This is a genomic window from Bdellovibrio sp. HM001 (genome assembly GCF_055397275.1).
Genome location: NZ_AP029174.1, coordinates 773,942 through 785,845, shown reverse-complemented (window position 1 = coordinate 785,845; position 11,904 = coordinate 773,942). Strand labels below are relative to the sequence as shown.

Below are 11,904 nucleotides of genomic sequence, written 5' to 3'. Positions count from 1 at the left end.
TAACTCCGATTCAATCCCACTTCAAAGGCCCCTCCATTATCCCCTCAACAAACTGATGCACCAGCGGATGTGATGATTGTCGGGTCTGCTCAGGAGTCCCCGCCATGATGACCTGTTTATTGCCAACAAGTACAATCCGGTCCGCCATTTTATAAGCACACACCAGGCTGTGAGTAACCATGATGATAGTCGAACCATGCTCTCGTTTCAGATTCAGGATCAGATCCAGAAGAATATCTGTGTTGATCGGATCCAGTCCGGCAGTGGGATCATCATAGAATATAATTTCAGGATGAAGCGCCAAAGACCGGGCGATCCCCAAGCGTTGCTTCATGCCACCAGACAGCTCATGGGGCATCATATTCTGTGCCTGGGACAGTCCCACATCAGCAAGACATTCACGAACTCGCACCTCAATTTCATCCTCGGTCATGGAAGTGTGCTCCCGCAAGGGAAATGCCACATTTTCATAGGCGTTCATCGAATCAAAAAGAGCACTTTTTTGAAACTGCATTCCTATTTTACGGGCCAATCGTATTTTCTCTTCGGACTGCAGATCCTGCCAATCTTCTCCCTCGCAGTAGACATGACCATGCTGGGGCTTGTAAATTCCGGCCATGGTCTTTAGCAAGACCGTTTTCCCAGCGCCACTGGGCCCAATAATCACCAGGGTTTCCCCTCGCTCAACCTCCAGAGAAACGTCACTTAATACAACTTCTCCGCCCAAAACAATTGTGACATGATCAAGCTTGATTGCAGGGTGATTCATGGTTTCATTCTATTTTCTCCTCAGGGATACATAAAGAAGGGAAATGGAAATGTGTCATCTGACTTACAGTTACACTTTTACCCCGAGAGCCTATCAGGTGATGGCAGCCTGTGGCTTAGATTTGACTCAAGGACCCGACGACAATGGATTGCTGGTTTGTGATCTGTGGCTCAACTCTCAAACGGGCCTTTTTTGTTCACGCTTTATCGAGATCATCGATGAACGACATCTTCCGCAGCATGAACCTCGCAAAGAATTTCCACTTTGGCCTGACTTTGCGCAAAACCTGCCCCAGCCCGTGCCGAAGCATTCCCCTCATTTTACCCTTGAAGGTTTTTTAGTTGAGGATCAGGTTGCTGCAAAAGAACGGATTTCCCGTCTTGACCTACCCGCCTCCGTCTATTTTCGGAATCGGGAAACAGCACTGGAACAGCAACTAAGTTATAAAAAAATATCCCCTTACTGGGCGCTGTTGATCCGTCCCCTGACAACCCACGCCCGGCCCCCTCTATCCAACGACATAAGCGCCATTCGATGGGACGGCCAGGAGGCTCTGTGGCTTCAGCTGGAAACAACATGTTGGGATATCATTATTACTTGAACTAAGGGCCTTAACTCCGGTCGAGCGCTTTCAGGCGTTCTCGCAAAGAACTGACGAAAAGATTTTGAAAATCCACGTTCATCTCTTTGGTCTTAAAGAACGGATTCATAATACAGATTCGAGCCAGAACCAGCTCCTCCGAATCCATTTTCCCCTGCCACGAACTGACAAAACTTTCAAAGTACTTCGCATAACATTTTTTATAGATTTTCGTCTTCGAGATGAAAAAGTCACTTTCTTTGTCAGCGGCGAAAGATTCAAAAAGGCGCAGGGTTCTTTTGTTCACCTCTTGCAAAGAGTCTCCAGGCTTTGCCACACAGAACCCCAGTAGATTGGCATCCCCGCTGGGAGCCACGCGAAGATTCGGAACTTCAGAGCGCAGCCGATCCTCCAGCTCTTTTCGCAGGCGAATGGTGCGTGCGATCAGACGCCCATAGCCTTCCTGGGAAAAACCTACACATTGGGCCGTCATCCAGGTCGCCACCGCTCCGGCGGCGGACCGAGATCCTTCTAAAGTAAAAGGTCCTTTGTCTTTGTTGACAGCAAAGTTCACATACGGCGCACCGAAGGATCGTTGGAAGTAGTCCCTTTCATCCGCGGCAATAAAGGCCCCCGAAGAATAGGGCACATACCCCAGCTTGTGAGGATCAATGGTCACCGAAGTCACGCGTCCCATGGCCTCAACCGCTTTTAAACTCTGTGATGACAACACACTGCTGACTTCTGAGTTCTTTCCCCGTAAAGAACACAGGAAGCCGCCATAGGCCGCATCCACGTGATGCCATATGTGCCAGCCTTCCACCTGACGATACATGTCCAGAAGCTCTTGAATTTCGTGGATGGGGTCGACCATCCCCAGTTCCGTCGTTCCCAGGACGGAAACCACCATCAAGATCGGCCGGTCCTCGCGCTGAGCGCGCTGAATTTGTGCCGTTAAACTTCGCAAATCCAGATGCCCGCGAGAATCCAACTGAACAGGCCAAAGAGCCTCGGCCCCCAGGCCAAAAATATTGGCTGATTTGGTCCAGGAATAATGTTTGTGCTCAGGAATTAAAAGAACAGGACCAAGGAAATCGCGCCCGATTTTTTGGGAAATTGCACGAGCTGCAACAAAGGGATTGCCCTCAAAAGGGTTCAGTCTTTCCGCAGAAACTTTGACGGCCTCCGAGATCTCTTTATAACTTCGATACCCCATCGAGGCACTGGCAAAAGCGGAACAGCAGCCCTGCTCCAGCCCCGCGACCATCCAGCTGTAACAGCGAGTCCGGGCGCGATAGACGGCCTCAAAATTTGCGATGGTTCCCCCGGAAGTGAAGTGACCAACTGCTTTTTCCAGACCCATCATCTGGGACAAGGCCGCAATCGCCTCCTCTTCAATCGAAACACCGACCCAAGAGGATTCACCTGAGATGTTATTTGGATTATGCAACAATGTCAGGATATGACCAAACAATGCCGGCAAAGAGGTCTCGGAAAACATGTGCCCAATGTAGCGCGGGGAAAATTTGGGAATCTCTCGTTCAAAGCGTGATGCCAGTTCTTGCAGGACATCGGCTGTGTGCTGGCGACGTTTTATGTAATCGGCGGACTCCATGTCACTGCGGGAAACCGCCTGACCGTCCCCAGGTCGAAATCGGCGACGCCAGTCAAACCAGGAATTTAGAAGTGTGTTTATCTGCGTGGCAACCCACTGACTGTTTTCTGCCTGTGGCCCCAGAAAAAGCCCCTTTAAGGCGGCTTCCTCGGACAGGCATAACGGCACGATTTCTTCGAGTTGGTGTTTCATAGATGCCCACCTTAGCAAAATCCCTTACTTCTGGAATCCAACGCCCGGGTGGATTATTCGAACACTCAAGACCTTGTCAGCCTCCAGCACAATTCTTCGAATCTTCATTCGCCAGATCTCTTGAAAGGACAGATCTGACAGATCCCCCTTCAGATCAACGGTGGAGGAATCATAAAAGATCTCTACCTTTTTCCCGGTACCCAAATGTGTGAATCGGTATGTGCCCGGAGAAGGATCCGGAACCTGATAGGAAAGAAGTCCCCGACGTACAAAGTTCCCCTGAATGCCACCAAAACCACTTTTTTCCCAGGCGCCGAAAATCATTGAAAACACATTCGATATAGGTCCGGTCGCCCCCCGGTCCACGGAAGAACCCAGCTCCACGGACACCTGACCGCGAACCAACACCCCTGTTTCAGGAAAAAGCTCGCGGACCGCACGCTGAGAAATTACAAAGGCCCCGACCATCGAAGGACAGGCATGTCCGGCAAACCGCACCACATCCAAGAGTGAAATTGGAAAAGCGTGCTCCTCTGGATCCGCCTTAAGAAAGTGAGCAAAGGGCTCATGCACCGGAATTTTCAGCTGCTTCATGTCCTCTGCTGTCATCATGATTCTGTCTTCCATATGGCCCCCTGCTTAAAACGACAATGCTATTGGTCCCAGCTCAACAGTCTTTTTTCGCCCTGAATTTTCTGAATGTCCGTGATGTCCTGGGACATCTCCAAAACACCTTTATATTTCTTTTCTTTATCGCGAACCGCAAAGTATCTGATATGAATGGTGCGGCCCTTAAACTGAATCCAAAACTCCGCTTCATCCTTACGACCGGCTTTGAACTCTTCCAGAATACGCAAAACCGTATCCACACTTTTCGGAGGATGACAGAAACGCACTTCACGACCGATCACCCCGGCACTGCGCGGAAAGACCCGCTCCTCTCCCCGATTGTAAAAGGCCACTTTGTCGTTTTCATCGACAAAGGTCACATCCACAGGAAGGAACTTTAAAATCAGATTGATCTGCTCTAAGTTCAACACTCCTTCATCCATTTTAAGTTTGGAGACATCCGGAAATTCTACGGCCGCCGTCCGGGATCTTTCTGCAATTGAATCTGTTGCTGGTGCCGTCGTCGCACGGCGATCCCGATCCACCCAGCCGATTTCTTCATCCCCGGTGGTCATCGCTGCCCAGTCTTCCGGTTGCAAAAGCTGAAGAGCATTCGGAAACAGTCGGTTTTCCTCGACATGGATCATGTGATGCATATTCTCAATCAGAAGACGAACGCTTTCGCTCAGGCTTTTGATTTCTTGGTTGTCTATCTGCCCGCGGATTGTACGAAGGATATCACGAATGCTGTCATGGAAAGACCACATCCCCTGACTGGGGCCAAACCATCCCCGCTTTTCCAGATATGGAAATAACTGGTTTTCTTTACGTGCATAGCGCTTTTCAATTTCACATACATGATTAAAGACATTCACGAATTTTTGAAAGTCCTGATGTGGTGGAGACATTTGCAGCTCCACCAGAAGTCTTTTGATAAACTCATTTTCTTCGAAGTAAACCCGTAAAGAGTGGCTTTCTGGAAGTCCTGTAATGTAATCGGGAAGTTTTGGATAATGCATCGGACGAACCTCTATTTCTGCGGATAGATTAGCTCTAATGATCACCTGTCTCATTGATTCAGATCATTTTTCTAACACTTCTGCCTGCAGAAGGCGGTCCGTACCGGACTATTCAAACACAGGGCCCAAAGACCTCGTAAAAGTCTGGAAAAATATTCAGAACCCTGCTCGGTCCTGAACATTTCGTGTGAAGTCTTTGCCGGATTCGAATAAGACGATGTCATGTCACGTCGCGGTTTTTATCTTATTTTGATCCCTATCCTTGCCTTAACCGCCTGCCAACCAGCGAAGCAACCGCTAACCACAGAGGCAGCCCTCCCCCAAGCCATCATTGGGGGAACCTCCGCAGCTTTGGGGGAATTCCCTTTTACGGTGAATATCTGGTTTAATGATCCCAAAGAAAACTATGTCTCCCATCACTGCGGTGGCAGTTTGATTGATTCCCGTTGGGTGCTAACAGCCGCTCACTGCGTTTTAGAAGATGAATCTGAAACCCGTCAGCGTCTAGTTGCACCAGGAAAACTAAGACTGTTTATCGGTGGTATCGAACAATCCGGACGTGACGGTCGCGAACTGAAGGTCCGCTCCATTCAAACCCACCCTGAATTTGTCTGGCCTCGGGTTGATATTGCCCTGATCGAATTGGCGGAAGCGGTGACCGACATCACTCCGATCGCCTTAAACGAAGAGGATCTGGGAAACTCCACTGCCAACGTCTTTCTGGCTGGCTGGGGTCTGACGGACAGTGAGGGCCACAAAGACAGTGCCTGGTTGCAAAAGCTTAAAGCGCCGCTATTACCTCGCTCACAGTGTGCTCTGGATGACTTCCCCAAAAAACGAGGTTATGAGCTGGGTCCAGAAACACTCTGCATTGAAACCCACCAACATCAAAAGTCCACCTGTCCAGGCGACAGTGGCGGGCCCATGTTCCTTGAACAGAACGGCCGGTATGTGCAGGTCGGCGTGGTCAGTTGGGGTTCCGCGTGCTCTGGTTTCCGGGCCCAGGGGTCTTCAGTGGCTGGTTATGCTGCTGTTTCCTATGCCCTGCCTTGGATCAAGAGGGTTCTTGCTCGCAGCAAATAATGCACAAAAAAGTTCACAGCTTAAACTGCGTCGTTGATCGAGAAGATCCCCGAAAAGAAAAAAGCCCTCTTCTCTAAGAGGGCTTGGAATTTACCGTAAGACTATGGGGCTTCTTCAGCTTTTTGATTCACAAACCACGTGGCGAAGCCATCCAATGACTCCACAACCTTGGCAAGAACACTGTAGGTCTCTTGATCCTCGCGCAAAAGCTTTTCAATCAGCTCTTTCATCCCTGTCTGATCAGATTCAAATCCTTTGTATTTGGGATTAATTGCAACTTGAATCGAGCCCCGCGCACCACCGGTGGAAATGCGCAAAGCTGCCTGAATAGAACGAACCTCCACGTCCTCCACTTTCATGTCTGCTGGCAGTTTTTCCATGTCGATGGTCGCATTCATGCGCATGCTGACTGATTTCAAATGGCCCTGCTGGTCCTTCTGGACATCTTCCATGGCGATATCCAACACCGCCGCTTCGCCATACTTTTTGATATAGTCGGCGGCAAGTTCTTCGGCCAGTTGATCAAGCTCTTCACCAAACTGATCCAGAGTCTCTTGACCGAAGGCTTTTTTCAGATCTGTTTGCATTAACAGATCCGCCGTTGCCATCGGGGCGGTACCATCACCATACTGGTACTTCGCATTTTCAATGGTCAACGCCAGGTTGTTCTCCGGACCTTTCTTCGTGATGGCAACTTTCACACCAAAATCCAAAGCACGCACATCATCCACCAAAAGATCCGTGAACTGCAGATCCATCGAGGTGGTTTGATTGTTGTAGGGCGCAGTAATGGCGGAAACTCGTTTATTAACTTCTTCCTTTGTAATAAGGCCAGCGGCAACCGCCAGGGAAGATCCGACCAACAAGAAAGACAAAGTTTTTTGAATCAATGGTTTCACTGCATATCTCCTTTTTTAGGAAATCAGCTTTAGGGAAGACCCACCCCAGAGTCAAAGACCCAAGAATTAAATAAATTCAATCTGCCGCAGTTGAGACCTTGCCTTCCCGTCAAGGGGAGAGCCTTTTTGTTTCCCCTGTCAAAAGCTTTAACACCTCAGAAGCCTTAAGGTGCATCCCCGTCGGGCATGGCTCTTGGATACAAAGATTCTTATGCCTCAAAAACCAACTCAAAGCAGTTTTCTTACAAAGCGGCAAAGTCGTCGGGGAAAGTTCCTTGTCGTCGTCGCATTGCTTCTGGGGACCCACTTTGCCCAGGCAAAAAATGAACACTCCTGGGATAAGATCGATTATCGGGAAAATCTTTACTTTACACGAGACCAAGAAATCGCCCGCGGCGAGAACGTGGCCCAAAAGAATGCCGACCTGCTTGAGGAAATTAAGAACTTCCGTCCCACTTCCAACGGCCGCGCAGAAGGTGTCACCTTCGCACAGGCACAAAAGATTTTATCTATGATCAGTAAGAATGAAATCACCGGTTCTCGCGGTGACAGGAAATATGATCCTGATGGTTCTCGAGGATTCTGCTTCGGACGGGCTTTGTATGCCCATCTGGAGCTTCTTCGTCATGGAGTCGACGCCGCCTCAATCAAAAAAGTCTTCATCGTGGGACCGATGAAGGCCGGTGGTATTAATTGGCAGTTTCATGTCGCCACGATCGTCAGAGCCAAAGACAAAGATGGCTGGTATGCACTGGATACGGTCGTGGGTGAACCCGTTCTTTTGGATCAATGGCTGGCCCGGTTCTTAGGCTTTTCCTCGGACAAAAAGCTTCGCATGTACATCACCCGGGCTGCCAAGATTGGCCCCAGCTCATGGGAATACAACAAGCTCCCTGGCGGGCTCTTTGACCCGTTCTATAATGAATACTTCAAAGACATGTTTGAAATGTTCCGCAAACAGCCGGTTAAGGCCGAGGACAAGTTCGTCCTTCGCTGCTCCAGGATTTTCTCCTAAAAAAAGGCCCCGCTATTGCGAGGCTTTTTGTTTTTGGGCCGTCAACTCCATCTGGCAGACTTTCACTTTGGTCTCGTACTCATCCTGGCGCTTTTCCAGCGTGGCCTTGTAGCCGCGGAAACGGTTCATACGATCTTTCAGGAACTCCTCTGAAACCCCGACGATGCGCTTTTTATCCTCAACACCAATAGAGGAAAAATCCTCATCCGGAGTCACGTATTCCCGAGATTCGGTCCAGCGAACCTTGCCATCTCCACCATTCTTAATGTCTCCGAGTTGAACCCGGCAGTCGCGCAAAACTCCGTACAAACCGCGGTTGTCCAGATAACGGGGACCACCAAAAACATTGGCCTCCAGATTATACACATCCAGTTCCAAACGACGCAGTTCTTCATTCATGGCGACTTTGCGCTGATAAACCATATCACCATCTTTGACGCCGACAACAGAGTCCCCACGGACTGGAGCTGACATATCCACCTTCGTATCAACATCTTTGGCCTTATGTTGAGACGCACATCCAACAAGAGACAGGGCAACAAAAGCAAAAACTATAGACCGCATATTTTCCTCCACATGGGTTTGGAAAGCTTAGAATCCTCATTTTAAAACGTCAAATTTTTGCGTTTAATGCAGTACTGCAAGACCCATTTCAGACGGATTGTTTCTTACTTCGAAATGCTCATTGAAATTATCATCCATCATGCGATGAGCTATTACTTGAAGAATGGAAATTCGTATAGGTACGTCCGGCTGGGTTTATCCGCCCTGGCGAAAAACTTTCTACCCTGAGGACCTTCCGCAAAAGAAGGAGCTCTTCCATGCCAGTCGTCACCTGACCTCGCTGGAAATCAATGGATCCTTTTACTCCTATCAAAAGCCGTCAACCTATCAGCACTGGTATGAGGAAACTCCGCCGAATTTTATCTTCTCGGTGAAGGGGCCTCAGTATATCACCCACATCAACCGACTAAAGAATGTCGAAGACTCTCTATGTAACTTTATGGCCTCGGGTGTCTTGCTTTTAAAAGAAAAGCTGGGCTGCATTCTTTGGCAGCTGCCCCCCAATTTTGTTTTTAACGAGGAAAAAAGCCAACGTCTGGAATCCTTCTTCCGCGGACTGCCAAAAACTTTCTCTGAGGCCGCAAGACTTGCGAAAAGGTCCAAACGTTTCACCGCGACTTATCCCCAAGAGATCGTCGAGTCCACCCAACCCTTACGTCATGCCCTGGAGGTCCGTCACCACAGTTTTGAAAACCCGGCCTTCATCGAGCTTCTGCGCAAGTACCAAGTGGCCCTGGTCTTTGCAGACACGGCGGGCAAGTGGCCTTACATGGAAGACATCACTAGTGATTTTTTGTACTTGCGTCTGCATGGGGATGAAACATTCTATCAGAACGGCTACGACTCAGAGGCTTTGAAGTTCTGGGCCCAAAGACTGAATACATGGGCGCATCACCAACGGCCCCGTCATTGGCAAAATGTGGCCGACGGCACGTCTTTCCCGGACGTAAAAATCGCCTTCGTTTATTTCGATAACGATCTGAAGATCAAAGCTCCTCGGGATGCCCTGCAGTTGCAGAAAATACTGCGCTAATGCGACACCGGCGCGTATTGACTTGCCGCCACGGCATCCACCTTGGCGGCACAAATAAAATCATTTTCAGAAAGGCCACCAAAACCCTCGTTGACTGAGTGAGTGTTAAACTTTACCAGACAGCGATTGTAGGATACCTCCATCTCGGGATGGTGGTCCTCCGTGTGCGCTACATAGGCAATCGCATTCACAAAGGCCATTGTTTGATAGAAATTGCTAAAGTGGAAGGTCTTGGCAATGTGCGGGCCCATTAAAACCCATCCATCCAGAACCGCCAGATACTGATCGATCTCTTCAGGAACCAGGGCTTGGTCCACAGGATGACTGCGCTTTCTCAGTAAATCGATTTGACTGATCATGAGGTCTCTCCTTCCAGAATCCTGATTGTCCCTCAGCTCGGAAAGGGTCTCAATTTGTTATTTCCCAAAGGTACTCTTTTGCGGCAACTGTGTTTATGGGATTTAACAACTCTTCGGACAAATAAGAAAGGCCAAGGATATCATCCTTGGCCTTCAGCAGTCATCTGTAAGTGAAATCTTAGCGAACAACCTCAGGGATCACGATATTGCCACGTGCCGCCTGCAGGATTTCCGGAACAGAATTCGTGAAGTCAGGCAGACCACCGATACGAACCGCACCGCCAGTCGCTTTGTAATTCGGATGAGCGTAGTCCACGAAACGACCTTCATCGATCAGGAAGTAGCCACGGAAGTTTGTTTGGCCGTTCTTCGCTTTTTCGTCGATCTCATAGCGGTCACCTGACAAGCCAGAAGAAGCGGACTTCTTATAGTTCAGACCAGCCACTGTCGGATAACGATCCACACGGTATGTCCCTTTTTCAATCAAGTTACCACTGTGAACCGAGATACCCTGCGCACGAATCGTCGCCGCATCCGCCGTCAAACCATTGGACTGAGCCGCGCCGTTCGTCAACAACATCCAATCCCAAGGAAGTGGGATCTGAGCATCACGGTATCTGGACAAGGATGCATCACGAGTCGCCTCACGCGCATAAACACGGTAGATGTCTGTGCCCGGACCCAACAGGTGTCTCATGTAGGCCACGGCCTGATTTTCCAAACGTGTGCAACCGTGAGAACCCGGGTTGCTGAAGAAGTTGATCATCTTCATTCGAGTGATTTCAATGGGCTTGGCACCATCTTTACCCCAGCCAATGGTACCGTGGATCCACTGATAGTTAACTCCACCGTTTTCACCCGCCGGTGTCAACTTGGCAGCATACCAACCAAACGCACCGTGGATGGAGGATTTGCCCTGATCATTTCTCACAGACCACTTTCTTGCACCCATGTACAAACTCATGCTGTCTGTCACTGGACCTGGGATGTCTTTCAAGGACTGCCCTGGAGTATACCAACGCGGATAGAAACCTTTGCCATCCTGATAGAACTTCACCCATTCAGAAATACGAGAATGTCCCACCCAGGTTTTGTAGGCGTTTGGATCATTTTTATCACCCTCTTCAGGACGACCGACCACGGTGTCTGTTTCCATAACCATTTTGTGTGGGCAGCCAGGAGAGGTTGTGCAACGCTCATAGATACGAGTCTTTTCCGTCGCAATATTCTGAATCACGAAATAGCGCGATGTCGGCAAAGTGATTTGCTTATCGCTCAGATAGTCCTTGGACACGTAGAATTCAGATGCCAGATAAGGGGACACGGTCGAGGAGCTGATGATTTTCACCTGAACCAGAGGAGAGGCCTCATTTAAAAGATCATAGATCTCCACCACGTCGTTGCGATTTAGTTTTCCAACGATATTGCTGGCCGTTGTGGAGTTGCTGGATCTAACATTCAACATGTCAGTAGAAATGTAGTACTGCTTTCCAACGATCAACTGGCTCTTGCTCACCACCTGCGCCACAGAGTCCTGGGCTCCAGCAAAGCTGCCAGTTAAAACACTCATAAGTACGGCCGCTGCGGCCCCAACTAAAGAAGCTTTCATGTCATCTCCATTCGTTTGCACCTGCCAGTAGAGCAAGAAGCATGTTACAGAGATGGCATCTTGAAAACGAATTTAGAGGGCCTCCGCCCCACTCCCCATGAAAGAAATACCTGACGAAGCTCAATGAAGGCACCTTCAGCCTTCTGAAGAACTGTCCAATCTTTTGACACTTCCTACGGGAGACCTAGAAATGACGGCCGTTTTCGTAATAGGCCTCTTTTGCCAGCACGTGGAAAACTACCACAACATCCTCATAGGGTCCCAGCTGCTTCAGTTGTCGGGTGATGATCCCGGCACATTCATTTTGCACTTCCTGGGGGCGTGCAAACCACAGCACCTCAATAAAAGGATAGGATGCTGTCTCAGCTCCCCCACTGAAAAACTGTGTTTGCACCAGTTCAAAGGTAAAATTGTCCTGAGGTGTGTTCATTGAACGCGCCAATTCGGCGGGCAGGGATTGACTGAGTTTTTGGACGTCTTCTTTCTTAACAGCACGAAATCTTACATGTGGCATTCAACAATTATAGGCTCAACGCCCCTACTTTGGATATATCCAAT

General features: G+C 49.3%; 13 protein-coding genes. 4 read left to right on the top strand and 9 right to left on the bottom strand.

Going from position 1 to position 11,904, the window contains the following annotated elements; genetic code table 11:
* Window positions 1–10: 10 nt before the first annotated feature.
* Complete coding sequence (locus tag ACZ5ZZ_RS03855; RefSeq protein WP_464141327.1) at window positions 11–769, bottom strand: ABC transporter ATP-binding protein; 759 nt, start codon at window positions 767–769, stop codon at window positions 11–13.
* A gap of 43 nt (window positions 770–812) precedes the next feature.
* Here ACZ5ZZ_RS03855 and ACZ5ZZ_RS03850 point away from each other — a divergent pair, with 43 nt between their 5' ends.
* Entirely contained in the window at window positions 813–1,370 is a 558-nt protein-coding gene (locus ACZ5ZZ_RS03850) for a hypothetical protein (protein WP_464141325.1), read from the top strand.
* 10 nt (window positions 1,371–1,380) lie between these two features.
* Here ACZ5ZZ_RS03850 and ACZ5ZZ_RS03845 read toward each other — a convergent pair whose 3' ends face one another.
* From ACZ5ZZ_RS03845 to ACZ5ZZ_RS03835, 3 genes are read right to left on the bottom strand one after another with little or no spacing between them, the layout of a single operon-like run.
* The gene (locus ACZ5ZZ_RS03845; RefSeq protein WP_464133576.1) at window positions 1,381–3,156 is read right to left on the bottom strand and encodes a pyridoxal phosphate-dependent decarboxylase family protein; all 1,776 of its coding nucleotides are present in this window, start codon (window positions 3,154–3,156) and stop codon (window positions 1,381–1,383) included.
* Window positions 3,157–3,180: 24 nt separating this feature from the next.
* Complete coding sequence (locus tag ACZ5ZZ_RS03840) at window positions 3,181–3,783, bottom strand: hypothetical protein (protein WP_464141323.1); 603 nt, start codon at window positions 3,781–3,783, stop codon at window positions 3,181–3,183.
* 26 nt (window positions 3,784–3,809) lie between these two features.
* On the bottom strand, window positions 3,810–4,784 hold the full coding sequence (locus ACZ5ZZ_RS03835; RefSeq protein WP_464142363.1) for a DUF438 domain-containing protein: 975 nt from the start codon (window positions 4,782–4,784) through the stop codon (window positions 3,810–3,812).
* Between the two features lie 222 nt (window positions 4,785–5,006).
* On the opposite strand from ACZ5ZZ_RS03835, the gene ACZ5ZZ_RS03830 reads away from it, so the two are divergent.
* Window positions 5,007–5,867 (top strand): S1 family peptidase, encoded by an 861-nt coding sequence (locus ACZ5ZZ_RS03830; protein ID WP_464141320.1) that lies wholly within the window; start codon window positions 5,007–5,009, stop codon window positions 5,865–5,867.
* Between the two features lie 101 nt (window positions 5,868–5,968).
* On the opposite strand, the gene ACZ5ZZ_RS03825 is transcribed toward ACZ5ZZ_RS03830, so the two are convergent.
* The gene (locus ACZ5ZZ_RS03825) at window positions 5,969–6,766 is read right to left on the bottom strand and encodes a hypothetical protein (RefSeq protein ID WP_464141318.1); all 798 of its coding nucleotides are present in this window, start codon (window positions 6,764–6,766) and stop codon (window positions 5,969–5,971) included.
* 211 nt (window positions 6,767–6,977) lie between these two features.
* Here ACZ5ZZ_RS03825 and ACZ5ZZ_RS03820 point away from each other — a divergent pair, with 211 nt between their 5' ends.
* Window positions 6,978–7,781, top strand: a complete 804-nt coding sequence (locus tag ACZ5ZZ_RS03820) for a protein-glutamine glutaminase family protein (RefSeq protein WP_464133567.1) — start codon at window positions 6,978–6,980, stop codon at window positions 7,779–7,781.
* Window positions 7,782–7,793: 12 nt separating this feature from the next.
* Here ACZ5ZZ_RS03820 and ACZ5ZZ_RS03815 read toward each other — a convergent pair whose 3' ends face one another.
* Window positions 7,794–8,345, bottom strand: a complete 552-nt coding sequence (locus tag ACZ5ZZ_RS03815; protein ID WP_464118119.1) for a hypothetical protein — start codon at window positions 8,343–8,345, stop codon at window positions 7,794–7,796.
* Between the two features lie 163 nt (window positions 8,346–8,508).
* On the opposite strand from ACZ5ZZ_RS03815, the gene ACZ5ZZ_RS03810 reads away from it, so the two are divergent.
* On the top strand, window positions 8,509–9,378 hold the full coding sequence (locus ACZ5ZZ_RS03810; protein WP_464141316.1) for a DUF72 domain-containing protein: 870 nt from the start codon (window positions 8,509–8,511) through the stop codon (window positions 9,376–9,378).
* Here the strand turns inward: ACZ5ZZ_RS03810 and ACZ5ZZ_RS03805 are convergent.
* The 3 genes from ACZ5ZZ_RS03805 to ACZ5ZZ_RS03795 all read right to left on the bottom strand — a co-directional run bounded on the left by ACZ5ZZ_RS03805 (window position 9,375) and on the right by ACZ5ZZ_RS03795 (window position 11,860).
* Window positions 9,375–9,737, bottom strand: a complete 363-nt coding sequence (locus ACZ5ZZ_RS03805) for a 4a-hydroxytetrahydrobiopterin dehydratase (RefSeq protein WP_464141314.1) — start codon at window positions 9,735–9,737, stop codon at window positions 9,375–9,377. The genes ACZ5ZZ_RS03810 and ACZ5ZZ_RS03805 overlap by 4 nt on opposite strands.
* 178 nt (window positions 9,738–9,915) lie before the next feature.
* Window positions 9,916–11,346 carry a L,D-transpeptidase family protein gene (locus ACZ5ZZ_RS03800; RefSeq protein ID WP_464133561.1) on the bottom strand — a complete coding sequence of 477 codons (1,431 nt, stop codon included), beginning with the start codon at window positions 11,344–11,346 and terminating at the stop codon, window positions 9,916–9,918.
* A 184-nt stretch (window positions 11,347–11,530) separates the two neighbouring features.
* Window positions 11,531–11,860 carry a DUF1904 domain-containing protein gene (locus ACZ5ZZ_RS03795; RefSeq protein ID WP_464133558.1) on the bottom strand — a complete coding sequence of 110 codons (330 nt, stop codon included), beginning with the start codon at window positions 11,858–11,860 and terminating at the stop codon, window positions 11,531–11,533.
* Window positions 11,861–11,904 lie beyond the last annotated feature (44 nt).